The sequence below is a fragment of the Promicromonospora alba genome (genome assembly GCF_042654905.1).
Taxonomy (GTDB): Bacteria; Actinomycetota; Actinomycetes; order Actinomycetales; family Cellulomonadaceae; genus Promicromonospora; species Promicromonospora alba.
Genome location: NZ_JBHSFI010000003.1, coordinates 493,134 through 518,279, shown reverse-complemented (window position 1 = coordinate 518,279; position 25,146 = coordinate 493,134). Strand labels below are relative to the sequence as shown.

The 25,146-nt window shown below is 68.0% G+C and carries 20 protein-coding genes; 7 read left to right on the top strand and 13 right to left on the bottom strand.

The window, feature by feature from the left end; translation table 11 throughout:
- Positions 1–28: 28 nt before the first annotated feature.
- Positions 29–277: a glycine zipper domain-containing protein gene (locus ACFO6V_RS07545; RefSeq protein WP_377133823.1), complete on the top strand. Its 249-nt coding sequence runs from the start codon at positions 29–31 to the stop codon at positions 275–277.
- Positions 278–286: 9 nt separating this feature from the next.
- Here the strand turns inward: ACFO6V_RS07545 and ACFO6V_RS07540 are convergent, their stop codons facing one another.
- The 4 genes from ACFO6V_RS07540 to ACFO6V_RS07525 all read right to left on the bottom strand — a co-directional run bounded on the left by ACFO6V_RS07540 (position 287) and on the right by ACFO6V_RS07525 (position 5,018).
- Positions 287–1,756 carry a hypothetical protein gene (locus ACFO6V_RS07540; protein ID WP_377133821.1) on the bottom strand — a complete coding sequence of 490 codons (1,470 nt, stop codon included), beginning with the start codon at positions 1,754–1,756 and terminating at the stop codon, positions 287–289.
- A 110-nt stretch (positions 1,757–1,866) separates the two neighbouring features.
- A complete protein-coding gene (locus ACFO6V_RS07535; RefSeq protein WP_377133819.1) occupies positions 1,867–3,579 on the bottom strand; it encodes a cellulase family glycosylhydrolase in 1,713 nt (570 codons plus the stop codon).
- Between the two features lie 439 nt (positions 3,580–4,018).
- Complete coding sequence (locus tag ACFO6V_RS07530; protein WP_377133817.1) at positions 4,019–4,483, bottom strand: hypothetical protein; 465 nt, start codon at positions 4,481–4,483, stop codon at positions 4,019–4,021.
- 73 nt (positions 4,484–4,556) lie between these two features.
- Positions 4,557–5,018, bottom strand: a complete 462-nt coding sequence (locus tag ACFO6V_RS07525; protein WP_377133815.1) for a hypothetical protein — start codon at positions 5,016–5,018, stop codon at positions 4,557–4,559.
- Between the two features lie 93 nt (positions 5,019–5,111).
- Here ACFO6V_RS07525 and ACFO6V_RS07520 point away from each other — a divergent pair, with 93 nt between their 5' ends.
- On the top strand, positions 5,112–5,999 hold the full coding sequence (locus ACFO6V_RS07520; protein ID WP_377133813.1) for a 1-aminocyclopropane-1-carboxylate deaminase/D-cysteine desulfhydrase: 888 nt from the start codon (positions 5,112–5,114) through the stop codon (positions 5,997–5,999).
- A gap of 252 nt (positions 6,000–6,251) precedes the next feature.
- Here the strand turns inward: ACFO6V_RS07520 and ACFO6V_RS07515 are convergent, their stop codons facing one another.
- Both ACFO6V_RS07515 and ACFO6V_RS07510 read right to left on the bottom strand, forming a co-directional pair.
- Positions 6,252–6,683 carry a hypothetical protein gene (locus ACFO6V_RS07515; protein ID WP_377133811.1) on the bottom strand — a complete coding sequence of 144 codons (432 nt, stop codon included), beginning with the start codon at positions 6,681–6,683 and terminating at the stop codon, positions 6,252–6,254.
- A 146-nt stretch (positions 6,684–6,829) separates the two neighbouring features.
- Complete coding sequence (locus ACFO6V_RS07510) at positions 6,830–7,678, bottom strand: HAD family hydrolase (RefSeq protein WP_377133809.1); 849 nt, start codon at positions 7,676–7,678, stop codon at positions 6,830–6,832.
- A 430-nt stretch (positions 7,679–8,108) separates the two neighbouring features.
- On the opposite strand from ACFO6V_RS07510, the gene ACFO6V_RS07505 reads away from it, so the two are divergent.
- The 4 genes from ACFO6V_RS07505 (at position 8,109) to ACFO6V_RS07490 (ending at position 13,136) form a co-directional block, all read left to right on the top strand.
- Positions 8,109–9,287 carry a helix-turn-helix domain-containing protein gene (locus ACFO6V_RS07505; RefSeq protein ID WP_377133807.1) on the top strand — a complete coding sequence of 393 codons (1,179 nt, stop codon included), beginning with the start codon at positions 8,109–8,111 and terminating at the stop codon, positions 9,285–9,287.
- 140 nt (positions 9,288–9,427) lie between these two features.
- On the top strand, positions 9,428–9,640 hold the full coding sequence (locus ACFO6V_RS07500; RefSeq protein ID WP_377133805.1) for an alpha/beta hydrolase family protein: 213 nt from the start codon (positions 9,428–9,430) through the stop codon (positions 9,638–9,640).
- 91 nt (positions 9,641–9,731) lie between these two features.
- Positions 9,732–10,550 carry an HAD family hydrolase gene (locus tag ACFO6V_RS07495; RefSeq protein ID WP_377133803.1) on the top strand — a complete coding sequence of 273 codons (819 nt, stop codon included), beginning with the start codon at positions 9,732–9,734 and terminating at the stop codon, positions 10,548–10,550.
- A 402-nt stretch (positions 10,551–10,952) separates the two neighbouring features.
- Entirely contained in the window at positions 10,953–13,136 is a 2,184-nt protein-coding gene (locus tag ACFO6V_RS07490) for a DEAD/DEAH box helicase (RefSeq protein WP_377133801.1), read from the top strand.
- A gap of 78 nt (positions 13,137–13,214) precedes the next feature.
- On the opposite strand, the gene ACFO6V_RS07485 is transcribed toward ACFO6V_RS07490, so the two are convergent.
- Both ACFO6V_RS07485 and ACFO6V_RS07480 read right to left on the bottom strand, forming a co-directional pair.
- Positions 13,215–13,997, bottom strand: a complete 783-nt coding sequence (locus ACFO6V_RS07485) for an NPP1 family protein (protein ID WP_377133799.1) — start codon at positions 13,995–13,997, stop codon at positions 13,215–13,217.
- Between the two features lie 169 nt (positions 13,998–14,166).
- Positions 14,167–14,904: a phosphotransferase family protein gene (locus ACFO6V_RS07480; RefSeq protein ID WP_377133797.1), complete on the bottom strand. Its 738-nt coding sequence runs from the start codon at positions 14,902–14,904 to the stop codon at positions 14,167–14,169.
- A gap of 406 nt (positions 14,905–15,310) precedes the next feature.
- Here ACFO6V_RS07480 and ACFO6V_RS07475 point away from each other — a divergent pair, with 406 nt between their 5' ends.
- Positions 15,311–16,927 (top strand): cellulase family glycosylhydrolase, encoded by a 1,617-nt coding sequence (locus ACFO6V_RS07475; protein WP_377133795.1) that lies wholly within the window; start codon positions 15,311–15,313, stop codon positions 16,925–16,927.
- Positions 16,928–17,012: 85 nt separating this feature from the next.
- Here the strand turns inward: ACFO6V_RS07475 and ACFO6V_RS07470 are convergent, their stop codons facing one another.
- The 5 genes from ACFO6V_RS07470 to ACFO6V_RS07450 form a co-directional block, all read right to left on the bottom strand.
- Entirely contained in the window at positions 17,013–18,317 is a 1,305-nt protein-coding gene (locus ACFO6V_RS07470; protein ID WP_377133793.1) for an RICIN domain-containing protein, read from the bottom strand.
- Positions 18,318–18,374: 57 nt separating this feature from the next.
- Positions 18,375–19,895 carry a family 43 glycosylhydrolase gene (locus ACFO6V_RS07465; RefSeq protein ID WP_377133791.1) on the bottom strand — a complete coding sequence of 507 codons (1,521 nt, stop codon included), beginning with the start codon at positions 19,893–19,895 and terminating at the stop codon, positions 18,375–18,377.
- 156 nt (positions 19,896–20,051) lie between these two features.
- Positions 20,052–21,092: an SGNH/GDSL hydrolase family protein gene (locus ACFO6V_RS07460; protein ID WP_377133788.1), complete on the bottom strand. Its 1,041-nt coding sequence runs from the start codon at positions 21,090–21,092 to the stop codon at positions 20,052–20,054.
- A gap of 141 nt (positions 21,093–21,233) precedes the next feature.
- Positions 21,234–24,092: a glycosyl hydrolase gene (locus ACFO6V_RS07455; protein ID WP_377133786.1), complete on the bottom strand. Its 2,859-nt coding sequence runs from the start codon at positions 24,090–24,092 to the stop codon at positions 21,234–21,236.
- Between the two features lie 394 nt (positions 24,093–24,486).
- Positions 24,487–25,035, bottom strand: coding sequence for a GNAT family N-acetyltransferase (locus tag ACFO6V_RS07450; RefSeq protein WP_377133784.1), 549 nt, complete (start codon positions 25,033–25,035; stop codon positions 24,487–24,489).
- Between the last annotated feature and the right edge of the window lie 111 nt (positions 25,036–25,146).

Here is a 25,146-nt window from a genome sequence, read left to right as displayed (position 1 = left end):
CGTACCGGGACCTGCCTACGTTGGGGTCATGGCAAACACCGGACCGGATGACCAGAGCGGCAACAAGACCGCCCCGCCCGCCGGCCGGAACTGGGGAGCCGGCATCGCGCTCGGCCTGAGCATCGGGCTGGCGCTGGGCCTGGCACTGGACAACCTCGCGGTCGGCCTCGCCCTCGGTGTGGCGTTCTTCCCGGTGTTCGCGATGGTGCGGGCCACCCCGGCGGCCGAGGACGACGCCACCGCTGACGGCGAGCGTCCGCCCGGCAGAGATGCGTGAGCGGCCGGGCTACTGGAACCTGTCGAACATCGACCAGAAGCTCTTGTCGTCGGCGCCCGAGGTGACCGTCGGGGTGTTGTCGCCGGCGTCGAAGAAGTAGAACTCGGGGCACGGGTCCCCGATCTCGGTGGTGTACCGCTCCATGGCCTTGCCGGTGCGCAGCGAGTACGCGGTGATGCGGAACTTCCAGGCGTGGAACCGTGCGGTCAGGAGGGCGTCTTCGGCGGTGTACTGGCAGGTTGCCTGGTAGCTGCCGCGGCCGGCGTCGTGCAGGCAGACGACCAGCTCGGCCTCGTCGATGTCGCGGGCCTCCCAGCCGGACGGGAGCGTGCGGGACTCCGGGATCCCGAACCACCAGGCCTTGTGCGGGTCGGAACCGGCGTAGGCGGGTGCGCCGCGGTAGGGCACGGGGTCCTCGCAGTACGAGTTGCCGGTGAGCGCCGCGAGGGCTTCGGCGCGCTGGATCGCGGTGCCGACGTCGTACTGCTCGTTCCGTGCGGTACGTACCTTCTTGTGGTCGCCGAACCGGTCCAGGAACTGCTCGTACGTCGCGCTCGCCTCGGTGAGCTGGTCGGCCTTCGCCTGCTCGCGGGCGCAGGCGAGGACCCGTTCGGGCACCTCGTCGGCGACCGCCGCGATCGGTTCGGCCAGCTCGGGCGGATCGTCCTTCCGGTCGTGCACCCACTCGTCGGTCTCCAGGACCTCGCAGGGCGACTTTCCGTCGCCGAGGTCCGCGAGGAAGGTTTCCACGACCTTCCGGACCGCGCCCGACTGGTCCGGCGCGGACGACAGCGTGGTGTGCAGCTGCTCGAAGCCGGCACTCAGGCTCCCCGCGGCGAGCAGTCGCTCGGCCCGTTCCGGGCCTGCCCCCTCCCACGCCGCGGAGGGATGGTCGAGGTAGGTCTGGAGCCGTACGGCGGCCGTGGCGGGCTCGCCCTGGGCGAGCGCGTCCAGCAGGACACCGCAGGCCTCGAGCTCGGCCCGGCCGTCCAGCACGGTCGTCCTGGCAACGACGCTGTGCCAGGGGTGCAACCGGTAGAGCGTCGCCGACGCCGTCGTGCAGTTACCGGCGGCATGGGAGCGGCCGGCGTCGTCCACCAGCCGCTGCGCCTCGGTGCGCAGCACGAGGCCGGTCGTCGCCAGGAGCACGACGACCGACGTGGCGACGATGCGCTGCCACAGCACCGGCCTGGCCGGAGAACCCGTGACCGGGCGGGTCAGGAACGAGGCGTGCACGACCATCGCCATCCACCACAGCCCGAGGACGACGACGATCCACCACGGCTGGCCCGGCGTCAGCGCGAGGCCGACGCCGGCGATGCAGGTGCCCACGACGGCCCACCCGGCGAGCGCCGATCGACCCAGGAACAGGTAACCGATCCCGAGCAAGGTGGCGTTCCCCAGCACGACGGCGAGGCGGTCGCCGCCCGACGGCGGGTGGGTCGGGTCAGGCGGAGAGGTCTCGGGACGGTCGCTCATGCGATGAGTGGACACCACATGGTCCGGGACCCCTCCCGATACCGGCCGCTCGATGTTGCGCCACACTTCGGGGGCGGCGCGAACGTGCCGCCCCCGAAGGTGTGCGCAGGTCAGGCGGTGCCGGCGACGGCGCTGCCGTTACGGGTGACCGTGTACTCCAGGGTCTGGCCGCTCCGGAAGTGGAACGTCAGGGACACGGGCTCGCCGTCCTTGAGGCTGTCCAGGTAGCGCTTGGTCAGCTTGATGGTCCCGGCCTCGTAGTCGGGCCGGAAGTCGTCCCAGTACTCCGGGAACGTGGTCCAGTTGTGGTGCCCGGCCCCGGTGCCGTCGTCGTACACCGACTCCATCGTGGCGAGCTGGTTGCCGTTGAACGTCGTGGGGATCACCAGCGACTCGTTGGTGCCGGTGGCGTCCTCGACGGCCGGGTCCTCGGAGGTGATCACGTGGAGCTTCCACGGCATGCCGCCGGAGAAGATGACCTGCAGCTCCGCGCTCGACCCGATCTCCCGGTCGCCGAGGACGGTCTTCAGCAGCTTCGCCTTGAGCGTGAGCTTGTTGCCGTACCGGGTGTAGTCGCTACCGGACCGCAGAGTGGTGTTCCCGAACTTGAGCTTCTTGAACTTGAGGCCGTTGAGGTTCAGGGTGACCGACCGGTCCTTGATCTTGCTGGACGAGTCGACGAACACGAGGTCGGACGAGGCAGTGCCGGAGCGACCGGTCCAGCCGCGGGTGATGTAGCCGAACTGCTCCTCGTCGCGCCACTCGCGCATGAAGCGGTCGAAATGCGTGCCGTTGTCCCACCACATGGTCGTGATGCCCGAGGTGCGGGCCAGGTGGCCGAAGTGCTCGAAGAACTTCAGGTACTCGCCGCGCTCGACCTTGTTGTCGTAGTTGTCGAGCAGGCCGTACTCGCCGATGATGACGGGGATGCCCTGGGAGACGAAGGTGTCGACCTGGCTCTGGAAGCTCTCCTCCAGCAGACCTTGCACCTCCTCGTTGTAGGTGGTGTACCCGGCGACGTTGACGCTGAACGGCCAGAACCCGTAGTTGTGGGTGGTGGCGGCAAGCATCGGGTCGTCGAGCGCCTCGATCTCGGTGACGAGAGCGTCCATGTGGACCTGGTCGGCTCCGGTGTTGATCGTCGGCAGGACCAGCAGGCGGTCGTCGTTCTCGCCTCCCGAGGAGCGCACGATCTCGTGGAACGAGCTGTTCAGCTCGGCGATGTGGCGGTGGCTCTCCTCGTTGCCCGAGGTGCCGGTGAAGCTCACCTCGTTGACCGACTCGAACATCAGCTCGCGCGGGTAGTCCTTGAAGGTGTCCGCGATCTGGGTCCAGGTGGAGTCGTACTGGGCCATCACCTCGTCATGCTTGGTGGGCATGTGCGTCAGCCACTGCCATGAGTCGTGGTGCGTGTTGATCATGACGTAGAGGCCCTCCGCCAGGGCGAGGTCCACGATCTCCTGCACGCGCGCCATGGTCTTGGGCTCGACCGTGTAGTCGGGCGCGGGACCGGTGTGGTTGCCCCAGCTGACGGGGATGCGGACCGAGTTGAAGCCTTCGGCCTTGATGTCCCTGAAGAAGGTGTCGTCGACGCGCGGGTTGCCCCACGCGGTCTCGTCAGCGCCGTCGCTGCAGCACTGGGCGTCGAGGGAGTTGCCGAGGTTCCAGCCCGGCTGCATGGCGGCGACGATCTCCGCGGCCGACGCCGGCGCGTCGGACTGGCTCCGCACGGACGTCTGCGCGCCGGCAGGGGCGGCCATGCCGGCCGACAGTGCCAGCCCGGCCGCCAGAGCGACGAGCTTCTTCCACGGGGGTCTCTTCACGGGTATGCCCTTCTTCGCGCATGGGTGGCTCGATGAGGGCGGTTGGCTCCCCGTCGAGCGGTCTGAGTGATCAGCGGTGATCGCTGTGCTTCAGCGGCGATCGCTCGCCACGTAGTGCTGGCCCACATCTGCTTCGTCGGGACCGTTCCCTCGAAGCGCTTCAACAAGGTATGACGTCGGTCCAAGTGTGCGCAAGCCCCAGTTACAAGGGAGGTCCGCAGAGTGCGGGTGACAGCGATGGCAGAAACCGATGTCAGAACGTCGAAGCGCTTCGAGGGCGGCGACGTGGGCGAGTGGTCTGCACCATGGCAGTGGCGGCGGGATCTCGACCGACGACATTGCGCCGGGTGCGGTCGAGGTCACCGCCGCCGTCTTGGTCAGCCACGCCTTGGAGTCCTGAGCGTCCAAGCAGAAGGGGGTAGAGATCGTCCCTGGGCGATCAGAGACTCGCCGCGGCGACGCCCCCGATCACCAGCCAGACCACGTACGCGGCGGCAGCCACGGCGATCATGACTCCGATCTTCGCGCCCGTCGACAGGCTGCTTCCGGCGACCCTGAAGTTGACGATGATGGCCAGTGCGGCGACCAGTCCACCGAGAAGCCCTCCGAACGTGACGAGAATGATCGGCAGCATGCCGATGATGCGCACGACAAGGGGAGGCGGTTCGACCGCCAGATGCGTCTCGCCGTTCACCTCGACGGGCGGCACCGACGCGAACAGGGCGGTGCGTCCGAGCGTCGCCACCACGGGGCGGCCGTCCGTGCCCTGCAGAGTGAAGGCCCGCTTGCCGGCGCTCGGCGCCTTGCTGCCGTCGACGGTCAGGTAGCTGCGCCCCCACCAGATGTCGGGAACGAGCTCGACCCGGCCGGTGGTGCCGGGGATGTTGAGGGTGTGGGAAGCCATGGGCGGAAACTACAGGAGGTTCTGGAGACTTCCGCCACGGCCCTGCCAGCGTTGATCCATGACCTCTCGATCTTCAGCCGGCCTTCGATGTGTGCGGGCTCTTGTTGTACCGCTCCAGCGTCGCGTCGTCCGTCGCGGCGTCCATCAGGTCGAGCGCCCAGGGCCCGGAGTCGACATGGAGCTCCTTGTCGAAGCCCACCCACTTGCCGGCCATGGTGCGGCCTGTTGGATCAACGATGAGCTGCAGCGCCCCGTGGTAGACCGCCCCCTGGTAGTAGCCGTCGACGGCCGTGTGCTCGGTCCAAGTGCCTGTTGCGATGGGTCCGCGCAAGGTCAGCGACAGGGTTACGGGGGAGTCGTTGGAGTCCGGAAGGCTCTCCACGGTGAGTTGATCGCCCTCCTGGCGGACAACCACGTAGTGGTGCCGCGTGATCGGACCGCGCCCCGTGCTCTCGTAGGTGTAGTGGCTGTGCCAGACGCCGCTCAAGACGAGCTGTTCCGGACTGCCCTGGCCAGACTGCTCCTCGTTCGCCATGCGGCAAGTCTGGCGGAGATCGGCTCCGACGTCAGTGGGCGTTGTGGAGTTGCCGTCGGCTGTCCGGCGCTGGCCGCGTGCCAGACTGCCGACATGCCGGTGCCCGCATTGCTGCTCCCTTCGCCGGTCGAGGTGCTAGACGACGAGCGCCTCGGTGCGGCCGGCGTGCGGCTTCTGCTCAAACGGGATGACCTGATCCATCCGGACCTGCCCGGCAACAAGTGGCGCAAGCTGAGGTACAACCTCGAAGCCGCGAAAGCCGCTGGTGCTTCGCGGCTGCTGACGTTCGGTGGCGCGTACTCCAACCACATTCGGGCGGTGGCGGCTGCAGGGGCGCTGTGCGGGTTCGACACCGTTGGCGTGATCCGGGGCGAGGCGTACGACCCCCTGAATCCGTCGCTTCAGCTAGCAGTCGATCGCGGCATGCGTCTGACGTATCTGGACCGCCAGACCTATCGTCGAAAGCTCGACCCGGACGTGGTCGCAGGTCTCCGTAGAGAGTTCGGGGACTTCTACCTCGTCCCCGAGGGCGGCAGCAACGCCCTGGCCGTGCGTGGGTGCGCAGAGCTGGTCGGTGAGATCGCCGAGGACTTCGACGTCATCTGCTGCGGTGTCGGCACCGGTGGCACGCTGGCGGGTATCGCGGCCGGGCTCAAGCCCGGACAGCGGGCGATCGGCTTCTCCTCGCTGAAGGGCGGGGAATTCTTGTCCGACGACGTCGCCGCGCTCCAGCGTGAGGCGCTCGGAGAAGTGACCGCGAACTGGGAGATCGAGACCGGTTACCACTTCGGCGGATACGCGAAGTCCACGCCAGAGCTGGCTGCCTTCATCGGCGACTTCGAAACGCTTCACGGGCTACGCCTGGACTGGGTGTACGTGGCCAAGATGATGTACGGGATCTACGACCTGGTGGCCCAGGGCAGGTTTGATGCCGGGACGAAGCTCGTCGCAGTGATCACCGGGCCGGACTTTCGAGCGTGAGGCGCATTCCTAGCCTCGTCGCCACAGCCTTAGTGTGACGACGATGTCAGAGGCTGCCCATACGGTGCAGCCCATGAGCATGATTGGCGAGTACATTCGGCTGGCGCCCCACAACCTGGACAAGACGTTGTCGGATCCCGGGCTGGATACGCGATCTCATCGATGAGCTGTGGGACTCGCAGAGTGCGGGCGGCGAGCCGGACATGCGCTTGATGGATATCGACAAGGCGTGGCACGGGCTGGCGTTCGCTCCTAACCGACCAAGAGGCGGCGCACGTTGCCAACGAACTCCTCGGGGCTGGTGGCCGCGAGGAGAGCATCGAGGTCTTCACGAGTGAGCCACTGCCGGTAGTCCTGATTCAGCGAGAGCGTTTCTGCTGCCTGCTTTGCCGCTCCGCCGGACGCTGCGAACGGAATGACTTTCTTTCCAAGAGAGAACGCCAGGTCCGCTTCATCGTTCGTTCCTGATCCTCCACCGATTACGAGCACGTACTCTGCGCGGCGAACGACATTTTGGTGGCCAAGCAGTCCAATGACCTCTTCGAGGTGCGGCGGGCGGTATCGGTCGGCGAGGTGCGTCATCACCTCGATACCTATGCCGACGGGTCCGTGGTGCACCTGGCGGGGATACTGATGGAGGAACCGGCTGAGCGGGGCCACGACCCCATCTACGAGCTGGGTCACGGCGCCGCCCCTGCGGCTACCGCATATGGCCAGGCTCGTGGTTGCGCGCAGAGTCTTGCCTTCGTGCTCGATCGTCACATTGATCCCCTCGATTGGCGGCCTTTTCTTCCGTAACGGTGTCGCGTCGCTGGCTCAGGATGTCGACGTCACGAAAATGACTCGGCGTGCAGGGCGCCCAGAGCGGCAGCGGCACCGTGTTCGTCGAGGGCATCCGTGACCTCGTCGGCTGCCTCTCGCACTGCGGCCGGGGCGTGTCCCATCGCTATCGCGCGGGCCGCCCACCGGAACATCTCCAGATCGTTGTGCCCGTCGCCGATCGCGACCGTCTGGGTGCGTTCCACGCCGAGGTTGGCCCGTACCTTCTCCAGGGCGGTCGCCTTGCTCAACCCTGGCGGGGTGACATCCACCCAGCCGGGCTCCGCATGGTGAACCGTCATGCCTGCAGCACGTACGGGATCGAGAAGACGCTCGACACCAGGACCCCGCAGGACCAGCCGGGTCGTGTGCCGGTCTTCCAGGTAGTCGGGCGAAACGATTTGCTGGGCACCATTCAACTGGTTCGCCGGGAACAGGTGAGTGACGTCGTACCCCCACCCCACACGCTCGGCGGCGATCTGAACCCCGGGAAGCAGGGCCCGGGCGATCTGCACGACCGGGCCCGGATCGAAGTTCTGTACGTCATCCAGCACGAACCCGCGCAGCGACGTGCGATCCACGCGGGCAGTGATGGCGCCGTTGGAGGCGATCACCCACCCACCACTCAGACCAAGGACACTGGCGACGGGCAGGACGCCGGCCAGCGACCGTCCTGAGGCGAGGACCACATGGTTCCCGCGGGCGAGAAAGCGCGCGACTGCAGTCCGTACAGGGTCCGCGATCTGCATCGCGCCGGACGGCAGGAGCGTGCCATCGATGTCGAGCGCGGCCAGAATTGGTCCGCTTGGAGGGGCGTCCTGCTGGTTCATGATCATGGTCGCTTTCATGTCGGGGGGCATGCTGACTGGGCTACGGGCGCCGCGCGCCGAGGCAGATCGATCGCGAGCCCCTCAGCCGGGCGAGCTCGGTCAACACGCTGCTTTGATGTCGAGCGTTCTGGACGGCTCAAACGCTATGGATCGCGTCGTGTCGCAGGCCTCACGGCAGGCGCATGACTTTTATGCGCACCCCGCATACGCGGCCCGGGCGTGCGTAGGCTGAGTACCACCCCAGGCAGCAGCAGTCGCAGAGGGGGTGAGCACGCTGCCGACTTCAGGAACTCGGGCGCGCTATTGCGCCGGATGCGCAACTCGCATCGCAGCGGACAACCCATCACACCTCTGCTCGGCCTGCGCGCGTCCGGGTGCGACCCGGGCGGGCGGCGCTCCGCGGCTTGAGCGTTCGTTCTGGGACTCCGACTTGATGCGTGATGCCCTGGCGAGCCGGGACATGGGCACCGTCGTCGCTGCCTACCGGCATCATCCGATGCACGGCCGCCGAGCACTCGCACAGGCCCTCGTCGCCGGCTGGCTCGGCATCACCCAGGGTCAGCTCAGCCGGGTCGAGTCAGGTCGCAGCAAGGTCCGTGATCTCGACCGCCTGAGGGCCTACGCAGCCACCCTGCGCATCCCGCCCAGTCTGCTGTGGTTCGAGACCGATCACCCACCCACCGCCGCACGTCGACCGCGGCCGGTCACGCTCCCCGGTGGCGTCCCCCGACCGAGCCTGACCGGTGCGACGGACAGTGCTATGACGAAATCGCTGCTGACAACGCTGCGCCAGTACTCCACCGCCGACAACGTGTACGGCCCCGCACCGATGCTTCCCCTGGCCGGAGCACAGATGTCCTTCATCGACTCGCTCCTGCCGACCGCGACCGGAACAGAACGCACCCGCCTGCTGTACGTGGGGGCAAGGTTCGCCGAGTTCATCGGCTGGCTGAACCAGGACAGCGGAGACCTACGCGCCGCGATGACCTGGTCTGACCGTGCGCTCGACATGGCACGAGAAGCCCGCAATACCGCGATAGTCTCCTACGTTCTGATGCGCAAGAGCCACATCGCGCTCGACGCCGTACGACCCGACCTCGTCCTGGCACTCGCCCAGGCTGCCGGAGAGGTCCCAGGTGACCTCACTCCCCGGATGCGCGCGCTGAGCGCACGGCAGGAGGCCCACGCTCACGCGATGTTCGGCGACCAGGACGCCTGCGTGCGCTCACTGGACCGCGCCTTCGAACTGGCCGCCGAACCTGCCGAGGAAAGGGACATAGCCCGGTACGGCACACCGAACTACATCGAGATGGAAGCAGCACACTGCTGGGTCGAGCTGGGCAAGCCAGACAAGGCGCTCGAGGTACTCCAGCAAGGACTCGTCGAGTGGAAGCCAGACTTCCGCCGAGACCTCGGGATGGGACTCGCGAGGTTCGCGATCGCCCACGCACGCACCGGGGCATCCGACGACGCACTCGACATCGCACTGGAATCGATCCGGATCGTCGGCGACACCGGATCCGCCAGAACAGCCAAGCAGCTATTCAGAGCCTCATCGATCCTCGAAAAGTCGGGCGCCCGCAACGCGGGGACAGATCTGCGGCACACCCTCCAGAACACACTGCGCCAACGACGCTGAACGCACTGAAACGAACGACGCTGAACGCACTGAAACGACAGCCCAAACCCTCGGGTACGCGGGACAACAAGATCCACCCGAACCGCGGTGTCGAGGTCGAGGGCTTTACCCCCGCAGTGCCGGGAGAGATTCAGGCACCGATGCTCGTCGTCCACGGCACGGCTGACACGCTCGTGCCGATCGACACCTCGATTGCGGCCATGCCACTGCTGAACACGGAATCGCAGCTGCTCAAGATCGAGGGGGCTCAGCACGGCTTCGCCGTCGACGACGACCCGACCTACCTGGATCCGCAAAGTCGCGTGTGGCAGGAGCAGACCATCCGGGCGGTCGGCGAGTGGGTGACCACCTAGGAGATTGGAACCGGTTTGTACCGATAAGCAACCTCGCTTCCGCCCACTGCGTTCCAGCCAGCGTGACCCAGATCTGGAAGCGACGCCGCCGATGAACCACCAGGACACCCTCCAGAACCGCACGATGCTGGCGGCGCTCGACATCGACGGCACTCTGGCACAGCCAGGCACGACGCAGATCGCGCCGACGGTCAAGGTCGCGGTCGCCCGCTTCCGGGCAGACGGGCACCGCGTGGTGCTGGCCACTGGACGATCCCTGGTCGGGGTCCTGCCCATCGCCGTGGAGCTCGGCCTGACCGACGAGTGGGTGATCTCGTCCAATGGTGCGATCACGGCGCGTCTCGACTCCCGGGTGCCTCGCGGCTACGAGCTGGAAGAGGTGCGGAACTTCGACCCGGGGCCGGTCGTGCGGCTCGCGCGAGCCATGCTTCCAGGAGTGCGGGTCGGTGCCGAACGGGTCGGGTGGGGTTACGACGTCACGCACCTGTTCCCGGCAGGACAGCTCAACGGCGCCCAGCAGATCGTCCCGGCCGACTCGCTGGGGGAGCGGTCCACGACACGGCTCGTCCTGCGCGGTCCTGGCGTCAGTGGCCTCGTCGATCCTGTGCGTGCCGCGGGACTCACCGCTCTTCTGCCGGAGCCGGACTGGGTGGACGTCACTGCTCCCGGATTGAGCAAGGCGACCGCCCTGGAGAAGGTGCGGGCCAACCTGGGTGTGGACCCGTTGCGGACGCTCGCGATCGGCGACGGGGAGAACGACCTGGAGATGCTGCGCTGGGCGGCCCGCGGCGTAGCTATGGGGCACGCTTCGGCCGTCGTGCGGGCGGCGGCTGACGAGGTCACCGGAACCCTTGACGAACACGGAGCCGCATCCGCGTTGAATGCCATCCCTGCGGCGTTGATGCCGTGACGCCCAGGCCTTGAGCCAAGCAAGGACCGGCGCAGTGCCGGGGCACCCGCACCTGGTGCATGACACCCACGGCGGTCAGCGCGTGCGATGTTCGGTGGAGGGGCTCTCCCGTTTCCACCGCCGTCGAACCGACCTGCGGTGTCCGGCGGTAGACTCCTGGTTCTCCGGCAATCAAGCCGGACGACGACCGTGCCCGCGATGGTTCGCGGAGACGACCGGCAGCGTGTCACCATCGGCGTGAGCACGGGCCGCAGGCGGAGACGCTACGCGGTGAACCGGCGGCCGATCGGAGCGCCCCGGCCCGGGCTACCTGCCTCACGGGCCGGCTGTCCGACGTCCGACCGGTCCTCGGCATAGCCCGAAAGCGCCGCAGTCGCGTACGGATGCAGCGAAGGAGTAGATGTGGCACCACCAGGCCAACGCCGGTCCGGTCGCACGCGAACCGGATCTGGCGGCCAGCGGACCGGGTCCGGCGGCCAGCGCCGCCGCGCCCAGCGGCCCGCCGAGCAGGGGATGATCCCGGTGCTCGCGGAGGTCGCCCGCGAGGTCGACGGCGCGGTGCGGAGACCGCCGACACGACCGGCGGTCCGCACGAAGTTCCAGGTCGTCGCGCTCCTCATGCGGGAGGAACGGGCCCGGACCAAGGCCGACGGCGACCTGACCGACAACAAGCGGAACCAGCAGCTCAAGCGGCTCGACGAGGTCGCGACGCTGCTGGCGAGGATCGCTGCCCGGGACACCTCGCTGCTCGAGCTGCTCGCCGAGGACGCCAAGGTGTCCGACGCGGCACGCGCCTACAAGGCGACCATGATGCGCGCCGGCGGCCTGGAGCCGCCGGAAGAGCCGCCGCCCGCCCCGCCGGCCGCGCCCGCGCCCGGCGCCGAGAAGCGGGTGGTGCCCCGCTCGGTGATCTCCCGCCAGCTGGCGAACCCGTTCCTCGCCCCGGACTTCGAGGCCGCGGCCGAGCGGGTGGCCCCGAAGGTCCGCCGGCTGGCCGGCTGGGAGCTGCTCGAACCGCTGTTCCGTTCCTTCGAGTACGCCGGCGCCGGCGCACCCGCCTGCATGCCGCTGCCCGAGCCCCGCTCGCTGTCGGCCCGCCACGGCCGCGAGCTGATGCGGCACCAGGCCCAGGTCGTCGAGGCCACAGCACGTGGGCACCGCACCTTCCTGCTCGCCGACGAGCCCGGGCTCGGCAAGACCGCCCAGGCCCTGCTCGCCGCCCAGGCCGCCGACGCCTACCCGTTGCTGGTCGTGGCGCCCAACGTGGTGAAGACGAACTGGGCGCACGAGGTCGGGATGTGGACGCCGCAGCGCCGCGCGACGGTCGTCCATGGCGACGGCGAGCGGATCGACGGCTTCGCGGACGTCGTGATCGTGAACTACGAGCTCCTGGACCGGCACGTCGGCTGGCTCGGTGACCTCGGGTTCCGCGGCATGGTCGTCGACGAGGCGCACTTCATCAAGAACAAGGGCTCCCAGCGCTCCCAGCACGTGCTCGCCGTCTCGGAGCGGATCCGCGCCCGGACCGCCCGGCCGCTCCTGATGGCGCTCACCGGAACCCCGCTGATCAACGACATCGAGGACTTCCGGGCGATCTGGCAGTTCCTCGGCTGGATCGACGACACGAAGCCGCTCGCCTCGCTGCTGACCGCCCTTGAAGGCACCGAGCTCACGCCGGCCGACCCCGGGTTCTACGCCGCGGCCAGGACCAGCGTCATCGACATGGGCATCGTGCGCCGCCGCAAGGCCGACGTCGTCGCCGACATCCCCGCCCGCCGGGTGGCGGACCTGCCGGTCGAGCTCGACGGTGCGGCCGGCCGTTCGATCCGTGCCGCCGAGGCAGCGCTCGCCGAGCGCCTGGTGAGCCGCTACCGGTCCGCCGTGCAGGCGCGTGCCGAGAGCTCCGTCGCGAACGACGGCGTCGAGGGCGAGCTCGACCTGGAGCTCGCGCGCCGGGTCGCGGCGGCGGAGCTGAAGGACTCGAGCTCGCGGGCCGACGGCGAGAACGTGTTCAGCATGGTCCGCCGGATCGGCCAGGCGAAGGCTGGGCTGGCCGCCGACTACGCCGCGCAGCTCGCTCGCAACGTCGGCAAGGTGGTGTTCTTCGCCAAGCACGTCGACGTCATGGACCAGGCAGAGAAGACCTTCGCGGACCGCGGCATCGGCTACGCCTCGATCCGCGGCGACCAGACGCCGAAGACGCGCGAGAAGAACATCACCGCGTTCACGAGCGACCCCGACGTCTCGATCGCCGTCTGCTCCCTGACGGCCGCCGGGGTGGGGCTGAACCTCCAGGTCGCCTCCAACCTGGTGCTTGCCGAGCTGTCCTGGACCTACGCCGAGCAGACGCAGGCCATCGACCGGATCCACCGGATCGGCCAGGCAGAGCCCGTCACCGCCTGGCGGATCATCGCCGCCCAGACGATCGACTCCACCATCGCGGAGCTGATCGACAGCAAGTCGGGGCTGGCCGCCAGGGCACTGGACGGGGCGGGGGACGACGACGTCGCATCATCCACCGACGTCCAGCTCGAAGCACTCGTCACGCTCCTCACCGACGCGCTGGCCGCCGAAGGCGCTTCCTGACCAACACCCGCTCGAACCAACAACGAGAGCCCGGCCAGTGGCCGGGCTCTCGTCATTCGTCGGGTCCTGGGACTCGTGTCAGAACTGGTTGGGGTTGAACGGGATGCCGGACGGCTTGGCCCTGCTCAGCTCGGTCCCGAACCTGCCGTCCTGCAGCGGGAAGTTGGCCTTGCCCCACGACGAGTTGTTCAGCGTGTTACGCAGGCCGCCATCGAGCCTGTCCCAGCCGACCAGTGCGGGCTCGTCCCAGCCGCCGTCGCCCCAGGCCTCCGGCCGCTCACCGGACTTGGCGAGCCGCATGGAGTGAGTGTCGATGCCGCCGCCCTTGTGGTAGACCGCCTTGACGCGCACGCCGCTCTTCTCCGAGATGCTGTTCCACGCCGTGGTCTCGTACTCGCCGTGGCCGGACACGGAGATGTAGGCGGGTGTTCCCGCGCCCTGCGGTACCCAGACCACGACGCCCTCCCAGTCATGGCGGTGCGACGTCGACGTGCAGCCGGCGCAGCTCATGTCCTTCTCGAAGTAGAGGGCGTAGGCGATCGCGCACCAGCCGTTGTTGCACGTGGCCCGCGAATAGGTGTTGGCATTGCCGAGGTGGCCGCTCCGGCACTGGCCGGTGACGGGTCCGCTGTCGTCGAGGCCGCCGTTGAGCCTGCCGCTGGCGTCGATGGCCGCGGCGGGGAAGCAGCTGTCGCCGTCGTAGTCGAAGTAGGGCTGGAAGGTCCGCTGGAACTCCGTGGCGTTCGGCGGCAGCGGGGTCAGCACGCCGGCCGAGGCGACGGTCGGCATGCTGACGATCAGTAGGACTGCGCCGATCGTGGCCAGGAAGCTCCTGGCCAGGCGGGACGTTCGTGAGCTCACTGCAGCAAACATGATGGGTTCTCCGAATCAGTTGCACTGCGTCCGAGACTTCTTACCGGGCCTGCCGACACTGGCAGCCGATGCTGTCCGATGGTTTACCAGGACATGACGTCCTAATGTCAAGACAATGTACATGGGGTGAAAGTGCGTGTCACCCCCCAACTTTGTGTCACATGCGAGCGCGCAGCACGTCGATCTCGCAGCCCGGTGCGGCCGGGTCGAAGCCGTGCTCGACCAGCCAGCGGATGGCCACCAGGCTGCGCAGCGACCACCACCCGCGGACCACGTCGAGGTCGACGTCTGCGCCGTAGCCGGCGACGACGTCGTCGAGACGGCCCTCGTTCCCGAGCGTCAGGACGGCCAGATCGAACAGGGCGTCACCCTGGCTCGCCTCGGTCCAGTCGATCACGCCGGTGACCTCGTCGCCGTCGACGAAGATGTGGGCGAGCTGCAGGTCGCCGTGGACGAACACCGGCGTCCACGGCCGGAGCGCGGCCTCGGCGACCTGCCGGTTCCGCGTGACCAGGTCGGCGGGAAGGGTGCCGCTGGTGACGAGCCACTCGCACTCGGCGTCGAGCTCCGAGGCGAGCTCGTCCACGCCCCGGCCGGGCCAGGGCGGCAGGGGAGCGTCGTGCAGCTTACGCACGGCGGCGCCCGCGGCGGCCCACGCCGACGACGGCGCGGACGACGGTCGGCCGAGGCGGCCGAGCGCCGTCCCGGGCAGGGCGGCGAGGGCGAGCACCGGCGGCTTGCGCCAGAGGATCTCCGGGGTCGGGATCGGCGCCATGGCCATCGCCTGGACCTCGACGTCGGTGCGCGCCTGGTCGCTGTCGATCTTCAGGAACGTGTCACCGACGCGTAGGGTCGCGCACGCCTGATGGGCGACGACGACTTTCACCTCTTCCATGCCGGCCATGATTGCGTGGAGCTGCCGCCGCAGTCACCGGATTTTGTCGGCGAGCGGCTGCGCGGTTGCCGACGTCGCACCGACGTCGTTGAAGCGCTTCGACGCTCGTTCGACGGACTGCGGTGTGCGGACCGACGGGGCGAGACGTTACGGGCAGACTTCAGGGGTTGCGCACTTTCAGACAAAAGCCATATCGTGTTGAAGCGCTTCGAGGGAACGGCCCCGTCGAAGCGGATGCACCCGTGCGCAACGAAGAGCACACCGTGAACTGGCCCCCTTGGAAGAAGCTCGTCGCACCAGCGGCAGGGCCGGCACCGTCGCCGAGCTCCACCGCCCTTGCACGAGTCCACAAAGCAGCTCCTTCGAGGCCGCTGGGCCCGATCGAGCGTCGACGAACGGAGCAGCGATGCCTCTTGCGAGACGAGCACCTCTCAGACTGCTGACCACGTTTCTGGTCGCCGCGATGCTGGCGGTCGGCCTGTCCACCACCGGCTGGGCGACACGGGCCTCGGCCGACACCGTGACACCGCTGAACGCCTCGCAGATCGTCGCCGACATGGGCGCCGGCTGGAACCTCGGAAACAGCCTGGAAGCCAGCTCCAACGGGTACCCGAGCGAGACCGCATGGAACAACCCGACCGTGACCCAGGCTCAGATCGACCGGGTGCGCGCGGCAGGGTTCAAGACGATCCGGATCCCCGTCTCCTATCTGAACGCCATAGGTTCCGCCCCGAACTACACGATCGACGCCGCATGGCTGAACAGGATCCAGCAGGTCGTCGACTACGCCTACAACCGCGGCATGTACGTGGTGATCAACATGCACGGCGACGGCTACAAGAGCGTCGGCGGCTCCTGGCTCATCTGCGACGCGGCCGATCAGACGACGATCAAGGCCAAGTACCAGAAGGTGTGGCAGCAGATCGCCACCCGTTTCCAGGCCTACGACCAGCGCCTGATCCTCGAGTCGATGAACGAGAACTTCGACGGGCAGTACGGCAACCCGACGCAGCCCTGCTACTCGAACATCAACAGCTACAACCAGATCTTCGTCGACACCGTGCGGCAGGCCGGCGGCAACAACAACTCGAGGTGGCTGCTCGTTCCCGGCTGGAACACGAACATCGACTACACCGCCGGTGACTACGGCTTCGTGATCCCGACGGACAACCACCGGTCCTCGTCGATTCCCAGCAACGAGCAGCGGCTGATGATCTCCGTCCACTACTACTCCCCGTGGGACTTTGCCGGAGAGGAGAACGGCACCATCACCCAGTGGGGGGCGGGCGCGACCAATGCGTCGAAGAAGTCCACCTGGGGGCAGGAGGACTACATGGACTCCCAGCTGAAGAAGACCTACGACAAGTTCGTCACGCGCGGCTACCCGGTGGTCGTCGGCGAGTACGGCGCGATCGACAAGTCCTCGCACGACTCGGCGAACAACCGGTATCGGCAGGACTTCGCGCGCACGCTGGTCGCCACCGCGAAGAAGTACGGCGCCAGCACCATCTACTGGGACAACGGGGTCAACGGGCAGTACGGGTTCGGACTGTTCAACCGGTCCGCCAGCTCCGTGACCCAGCAGGGCATCATCGACGCCATCATGGCGGGCCTCGGTGGCACCGGCCAGTCCGGTTCGACGGCGATCGTCGGTGCGGCGTCGAACCGCTGCGTGGACATCCCGAACGCCTCGACGACGAACGGGACGCAGGCGCAGCTGTGGGACTGCGTGCAGCGCACCAGCCAGGCGTTCACCCGCACCTCCGCCGGTGAGCTGAAGGTCAACGGCAAGTGCCTCGAGGCCGCGGGCTGGGGCACCGCCAACGGCACCAAGGCGACGATCTGGGACTGCACGGGCGGCGCGAACCAGCGCTGGAACGTGAACGCGAACGGCAGCATCACGAACGCCCACAACGGGCTCTGCCTCGACGCCAACGGCCGCGGCACCGCCAACGGCACCCAGATCATCCTCTGGGCCTGCAGCGGCGCCACCAACCAGAGCTGGACCCTCCGCACGACCTGACCGCCCAGGCATCGTGTGAGCTGACGGACGAGACGCGCCGAACGGCGTCGGCCCCTGGGGGACCGACGCCGTTCCGCGGCTCAGGTCAGGCGGTGGCGCGCAGCCACTGCTGGTTGTTGCCGCCGTTGCAGGGGTAGATCTTCAGGATCGTGCCGTTCGACGTCGACATGCCGGGGACGTCGATGCACTTGCCGCTGCGCCGGTCGACGATCTCGACGTAGCCGTTACTCGTGTTCCGCAGCGTGAACTGCTGGTTGGTCCCGTTGTAGCAGTCGTACTGCTGGACCTCGGAGCCGTCCGCGGTGCCGGAGACGTCCAGACACTTGTTGGAGTGGACGGAGCGGATCCGGAGGTAGCCGGAACCGGCGTCCTCGAAGGCCCAGCGCTGCCAGTTCTCCCCGTTCCACGCGTACTGACCGACGCGGGCGTTGTTGTTCAGGTTGGGGTTCTGGACGTCCATGACCAGGCCGCTGTGCCGGTTGGTGACGCGTTCGCCGGACGCCGCGCTGTAGGTCGTGTCGAGGATGACGGTGCCGTGCCGGCAACCGTCGCAGCCGACCTGGGACAAGCCGCTCCAGGACGTGAGGTCGGAGCTCGTGGAGGTCCACATGCCGCCACTGGGGTACCGGTCGATGTAGGCGCGGTACGTGCCGTTCTCCAGCTGCACGACCGAGGGACCCTCGTGGTACTGCTGCCACTGGTTCCCCTGGTTGGTCCAGGTGGTGAAGTTGGTCGAGGTCCACCGCTCGATCCACTTGGACGTCTCGTTCTTCACGAACGCGTGGTAGGTCGAGCCGCGCTTCACGATGTACGTGTCGATGTGGTTGGCGGGGATGCCGAGCCGGGTCGGGCCGCTCCACGACGTCAGGCCGCTGTTCTGGGCGGTGTACACGTAGGGCACGAACTGGTGGTCCGAGGTGCCGAGGCTGATGACCACGCGGACCGTGCCGCCCTCGACGTAGAACTCGGGAGCCCAGGTGTAGGCCGTCCCGCTCACGCCGGCCGGGACGGAGGCGACGTGCGTCCAGTTCCGCAGGTCCGTGCTGCGCGCGATGTTGAAGTGCGTGGACTGCGTCGTCCAGGACTGGACCGTGTAGGCGATGTAGTAGTTGCCGCCCGACTTGATGATGCTCGGGTCGCGCAGCGCGCCCGTCGGGCCCCGGAAGTTGGTGTCCGCGAGGGTGCTGAAGCTCGTCGCGTTCGAGGAGGTGTAGACCCACAGCTCCTGGTCGGCGGCGGCGTCACCCTTGAACGTGGTGTAGATGTACGCGGTCGCCGCCTGGGCCGGGGGCGCGTTCACGACCTGGGCGACGGACAGGGCGATGGCGAGCACCGCGAGGAAGGCGAGCAGCCTGTGGCGTGCCTGGAGGATGGGGACGGCGTGTGTCATGTGGACTCCTTCGTCTCGTGCCTGGCGAGGCCAGGCGCCGTCGGTCTGGTGGGAGGGTCAGTCAACGAGCCGGAACGTGGCGTCCTGGCGGGCGGCGTCGGTGCCGATGGTGTCGATCCGGAGCGCGTAGTCGAAGTGGCGGATGTGCCGGTCGGGGAAGTTGTACGACTGGAACGAGGACCATCCGGTGCCGGCCAGGCCCGCGACCTGCTTGAACGTCGCGTCACTCCGGAACGTCGAGGACCCGTCGTCGGGCGCGAGCCGCAGCACGTAGTTGTCGTGCCGCAGGTAGTGACCCGGGTAGTTCTCCGACTCGAACGAGACGTACCCCGAGCCGCTGCTCGCCAGGCCGGTGACGACGCGGAACCTGCCGTCGAGCGCCGGGCTCACGTTCGGGTCGATCCGCACGGAGAAGTCGGCGTGGCGGACGTAGCGGTTCTGGAAGTTGTAGGACTGCAGACGGCGCACCGGGACGGCGCCCGGGTTGCTGTTCTCGCCGGACGGGCCGGCCAGGGTCGTCGACGTCGAGACCGGGACGCCGAGGTTCGGGGTGCCGTCCGGGTTCCAGGAGATCCGCTGGGCCCGGCTGGTGCGGGTCGTGCCGCATCCCTGGGAGGACGACGAGTTCGCGTGGTAGACGATCCAGTCCTCGGTGCCGTCCGGTGACTTGAAGAAGGTGTGGTGGGCGGGTCCGTAGACCCCGTTGGCATCGCTGCGCTGGAACAGCGGCGTGCCGTTCTTGGTCCACGAGCTCCTGCTGAGCGGGTCCGACCCGGTCAGCTCCAGCATGCCGATCTTGTAGTCCGGGGTGGCGCAGAAGCTCGCCGAGTAGGTGAGGAACGTGCGGCCGCCTCGCTGCAGCACGGTCGGGCCCTCGTTGACGGGGTTGCCCTGGGTCTCCCAGGAGTGCGTGGGCTGGGAGATCAGGGTGCCGGGGGCGGCGACCGTCCACGGGTTCGTCAGCCGGGAGATGTACAGGTTCTGGGTGGCGCCCGACTCGAAGCTGCCGTTGTTCGTGAAGGCGGAGAACACGAAGTAGTTGGTGCTGCCCACGGTCATGACGCTGCCGTCGATCGCCCAGCCGTCGTTCGGCATGAGGTTGAGCTTGCCCTTGTAGGTGTACGGACCCATCGGGTCCGACCCCGCGCTCTCGAGCACGTGCTGGCGCTGGCCGCCGCAGCACGAGCTGGGGCCGGCCGAGTAGTACAGGTACCACCTGCCGTTGAGCTGGTGCAGGCTCGGGGCCCACATGTTCGACGTCGCATCGGGCTGCGACATCTGGAACACCCGGGTCTCGGCGGCGGTCTTCAGGCCGGCCAGCGTGGGCGACCGGCGGATGTAGATGTCGCCGGTCCACGTCGTGGCCGCGTAGTAGTAGTTGCCGTTGTGGTAGCCCAGCCACGGGTCGGCGCTGTTGGGCGTGCCGACCAGGGGGTTCTGGAAGTTCGAGCCGGGGGCCGCCGTGGCGACCGTGCCCGACATGGTGAGGGGGAGCAGGACCGCAAGCGCCGCGAGAGCGGCGAAGAACAGGGTTGCGCCACGGCGTCGACGGCGCGGCTGAGGCACGGGTGTGTTCATGTCTCTCCTCGTTGAGAGTGATGTGAGCGTTAACATCCGAGCGAAGTCTCCCGGCCCTGCGACGGCGTGTCAATGGCTCGCGGCAGAGGCGAAAAACCCATGGGTTCCGGGACTCGTCCCGGAACCCATGGGTGAGAACCTGTCAGGCCTCGTTGCTCACGGCGACAGGTGCGTGGCTCGACCGGACCGCTGCACCTCGGCCCACCAGGCGTCGAAGTCGATGCCTCTCTCCTTCGCCCGTTGCTCCAGGCCGGCCTTGGTCGGGGGCTGGAAGATCTTCGGCTTGATCTTGCGGTCGGCATCGGCGTAGGTCCGCTGAAGCCTCGCCTGCGCCGCGGCGCCGTCCTGCGCCTTGGCCAGCACTTCGCCGGTAACGCTGACGCTCGCGCCGGTCAGGACGCCGCTGACCAGCGGCGTGTAACCGTTGGCGTGACCGAGGCGGTTGGGGTGGAAGGACTCCTGCTGCGGGTTCGAGTAGCCGTTGATCCACTCGGTCGAGTCGCACACGGCGTGGCCGGTGAAGCGGCTGACCGGGTTGACGAAGGTGAACCCCTTGGCGGCGGCGGCCGTGGCGGCGACCGAGTTGATGTGCACGACGGCGTTGTTGATCGCTGTCTGGTCCTCCGGGCTGAAGAAGGTCGCCAGGTTGCAGTCCTCGCCCATGAAGATCTTCGGGTAGCCGACGACGACCACCTTCGCGCCGGGCGCCCTTGTCCTGATGGCGGCGTAGAGCGTGCTGAGCCGGCCGGGGAGGGTGGTGGAGATGAACGAACGTGCCGCGGCGACCGTCCCGGCGCAGTCGCTGGCCCAGCCCGGGAGGGCGCACTCGGTGAGCACGTCGGTGAATCCGGCGTCGTTGCCGCCGATCGAGATGGTGACGTACCTCGTGCTCGAGCCCAGCGCGCTGAGCTGGTTGTTCGTCACGTCGGCCACGACCGCTCCCGAGCAGGCCCGGAAGTTGAGGCTGTAGCTCTTGGCCGCTGCGGTCAGGCTGGCGTAGGCGTGGACCGAGCGCAGGCACTGCGTGCCGTCGTCGATGTAGGCCCTTGTGCCGGTGCCCGAGGAGTAGGAGTCGCCGAGGGCGACGTAGGACTCGCCGGCGGCGTACGACGGCAGGGTCGACGTCGTCACCAGCCCGACCGTGGCAAGGCTCGTCGCCGCCATGGCGGCGACGATGCGGAACAGGCGTTGCTTCATTGAGCTGCCCCCCGAAGGTTCGTCGAGTCACTCCAGACGTGACCCGATCGCTCCCTTTATAGGAAGTTTCACCCAACTTGCGCAAGGTGTAACAAATGAACACCTCAATGTTTCTTCAGTGAAACGCCAAGGATGCCCCCGTTAGCTCACCGTCAACGGACCGAACGGCACCTCCAGCACGGAGTCGGTGAGCTTCACGAGTGAGGGGGCGTTGCCGAGCACGTTCCAGATCTCGACCTTGATCGTTCCGTCGGTGAGGTCGCCGAGAGTGCCTGTGGAACTCTCCATAGCCTGGTTCGCAGAGGTGTAGCGCTCGAAGCCGGGAACCGGATCCGTGGCGAAGTACCTGTAGGTCTCCACCCGGTCGAAGGAACCGTCGCCGGCGAGATCGTAGGAGACGCGCAGCCGCGTGCCGTTACCGACATTCGCTTGTGCGTCCACGCCGAGATCAAATGTGGTGCGCAGGCCGCCGAAGTCGCCCGTGACGTGGTCCAGCGTGGCGGTGAGCCCGGTGCTCGGATCGCCGACCGCGTCCGGTCCCGAACGCGCGCCCAGCACGGCCGTGGCAGCAGAGCCGGGTTCGGTGACCAGAGCGCCGTCTGCGGTCAGGTAGAGCGACGTCGCCGCACGGACAGGTGGATCCGTCGGATCCGTCGGGTCGGTCGGGTCGGTCGGGTCCGTGCCGCTCGGGGCGCCGCCCCCGCTCCACGCGTGAGCACCCGAGGTGACGGTCTTTCCGGCCGGCACCGCGAGCGACGTCCCGTCCGAGAATCCGACCGTCAGGGGCGACTGCGTGATGTTCGAGGCCACGTAGGTGCGCGCCCCGTTCTTGGTGAAGGCGACCGCCAGCGGAGAGTTGGCGGTCACCGCGGAGTCGACTGTGCCCAGCTCCGCGACGTTGGCGATCCAGTGGTACGTGTGGGCGCGACTCTCTCCCTCTTCGACCGGGTACTCGCGGTCGCCGTCGAGCGCGGCGAGCGCTCGCTGACCGTCCCCGAGCGCGAGATACGACCACAGGAGGTCCTGCCAGACCGTCGGGTTGCCGTTGTTGGCCGCGACCATCTCGTCGTAGTTGGCCACGACGTCGTCAGGTCTGAGGCCCAGGTACAGGTGACCGCCGGTGATCGGCAGCGTGTTGATGCCCTGGATCATCTCGGCCTCGCCGCTGAACCAGGTCGCGTACGCCCCACCGCTGCCCCAGATCATGCCCACCGTCGAGTGCCCGAAGGCATCGGGCATCGCACCGGACCCGTCGAACCAGTACTGCTGGATCGCCGCCGTCTGCGTGGCGTAGAGGTAGATCCCGGCATCACGAGTGGCGTCGTCGCCCGTGGCGGTACCCCACTGGATGAGACCGTTCGCGAAGTTCTGGCCCTCCGAGCTCGACTCCTGGTTGTTGCCGTTGACGAACGCGCCGTGGCCCGCCGCCCAGTCGTGGCCCGCGTAGATGTCGAAGTCCCGGAGATACGGGTAGCGCGGGTCGGTGCGATCGAAGTTGTTGGCATCCGCGATGAGCTGGTCGACCATGCCGCCGAACTGCTGGTCGGTGGCCCACGCCGGATCGAATCGCGCCAGCGTGGCGGCCGCGACGATGAAGTACCCGTAGTGGAAGTGATGGTCGTTCAGCTCTTTGTCCGACCCGTACCCGGCGGGAAAGCCCACCAGGGTGCCCCAGTTCTCGTTGTACGCGAACAACTGCTCCGTCTCGCCGGCGCTCGCCGTGAACCAGTCCGTGAGCGTGGCCTCGATCTGTGCGAGCGCCGTATCGCGCACGCTCGTGCGGTCCAGCTGGTCGGCGATCTCCGCGATCCGCACGGCGCGGCCGAGCGCCTTACCGGTCCAGTAGGTGTCGCCACCGTCGGTGCTCATCGGGTCGTCCGCTTCTGCGTCGAGCAGGGCGTCGAGCCGCGCGTTCGCGTCGCCCGCAGCGGTCTCGACCGCGGGGACCTCCGGCAGGACACCGGTGAACGGGGTCTCCGTCGTGAACGACGTCGCTCCGACCAGCGTGTTCATCGTGCCGCGTGCCGACTCGTAGTCGCGGTCGGATGCAGCGCCGCCGCCCGGCCCGTCGCCGGTCGAACCCTCGAGGTAGACGTTCTGATGCGGGTAGAGGGCCACGATCGTGCCCGCAGTGGTGCCCTCGTGCGGCTCCGTCTCGAAGGAGTAGGTGGTACGCACGATGCTCGTGGCCTCGTCGTACTCGTAGTCGGCGCGGGTTCCGGTCACCTCGACATAGGCATACGGGGTGTACGCGTTCGCCTGGGCGGTGCGCGCCGCGTCGTTGTCACCAGGTGTTGTCGGAAGTACGGCTACCGAGAGATAGCCCTTGCCGGAGAGGTTGCTGCTGAGCACGCTGCCAGAGGTCGTCCAGGACGATCCCGTCGGCGCGAACGCGACATAGTCGGCGCCGCCCGTGCTGAACCCGATGCGGGCGCCGTCGCGGAGCCACACGCGAAGGTCCGACGCACCGGTGAGGCGCGCGTCACCGCCCGTCATCTCGAACCAGGTCAGGGGAAGCCCGTGCCCGATCGTCGCCTTCATGGAGCGCGTTCCGTCGCTCCACGAAGGGGTGACGGTCCAGTCGCTCCAGTCGGCGACCTCGGCGACGGATGCGTTCAGCCCCGCGACCCCGACGACGAGGTCCTGGCTGTACGGGTAGTGAAACTCCCCGATGCCACCGGGCGTCCCGTAGAGGGTGGGCTGCTGGGTGTACGAGAGCCCGAGGCCCCCCGGCGACGGCTTGTACGACACCGGGTGCGCGTGCAGGGGTTCGCTCATCGAGCAGTCGAACTTCTTGAAGCTGAGGGAGGACCACCAGTCGTTCGTCGGCACAGCCCCTGCAGGAGCCGAGTCGGTGATGAACGCGCGTGCGTCGGTGGCGAGCGGGGCGCACCCTTCGGGTGCGGGACCGACCTGGTCGGTCGTGTAGCTGCCCGCACCCACGGGCGTCGGTTCGGCCGCCACGGCCGGGACGGCGCTGCTCGTGGAGAGTGTGACCACGACTGCTGTGAGGACAGCCGTAGGCGAACGCCATCCCCGCCGCCGGGGTCGGGACCTGAGCCGGGCATCGTGATGCGGTCGCGCTGTCCTGTCGGAATGGGCCGTCGAATCCGGGCTGGCAGAAGGATCGAACATCGTTGTCCTCTCGGAGCCGCCCCGACCTCGGATGCTCGGCTCATCTCGTTCCCGCGTCATTGGGGGTGATGAAGGACTTGCGAAACTGCGTATCGCACTGCTTCTGGCGAGGAAAAATCGTGGAAGCGCTCTCACACATTGCAGGGTGAAACCGTGGTCGTCAACCAATTGTGCCGAGACATCGTTTTCGTGGGGTTTTGTATCGGTTCATGACGATGCATGAGGTGACCCGCTCGGCACCGCCGGGACTGGCGCGCGGTCAGAGCCGGTCGAACGAGGCGGCGTAGCGGAACCGCCCCGCGTACTCCGCACGCCATGTGCTCAGGGTGCGCGCCTGGAAGTAGTTGTCCCATCCGGGGTCGGGTGCCTCGATCCCGAGATCGCTGGCAGGCACGAACCCGAATCGGGAGTAGAGCGCCGGGTCGCCGAGCAGTACCACCACCGGTTCGCCCATCGCATCGGCCGCTCCGAGGAGCGTGTGCATCAAGGCGGACCCGATCCCGCGGCCCTGGCGCGCGGGATGAACGCTGAGCGGTCCGAGCCCGAGTGCGGGCCGGTCCGCAAGGTGCCCATGGGTGGCGATGACATGACCGACCACCTCCGCGCTGGAGCCGGATCCGGTCTCGGCGACCAGCGACAGCTCCGGCACCCAGCCCGGGTCGTCACGCAGCCATCCGACGAGGGTGGCCTCGCCCGGTGCGCCGTCGGGTTCGACCGGCGACGCGGAGTGCTCCACCTTCTCGAAGGCCGCGGCGGTGACCGCGCGGATTGCCGGGGCGTCGGACGGGCGCTCTCGTCTGATCAGCATCCGCACACTCTCGAAGGAGCAGGGGCTGAGGAGCAAGACAAATTCCATGACTGCGCACGTCGTCCTGCGAGTACGGCCCGGCGGGCGAAAGATGGGTTTCAACGGGGGAGG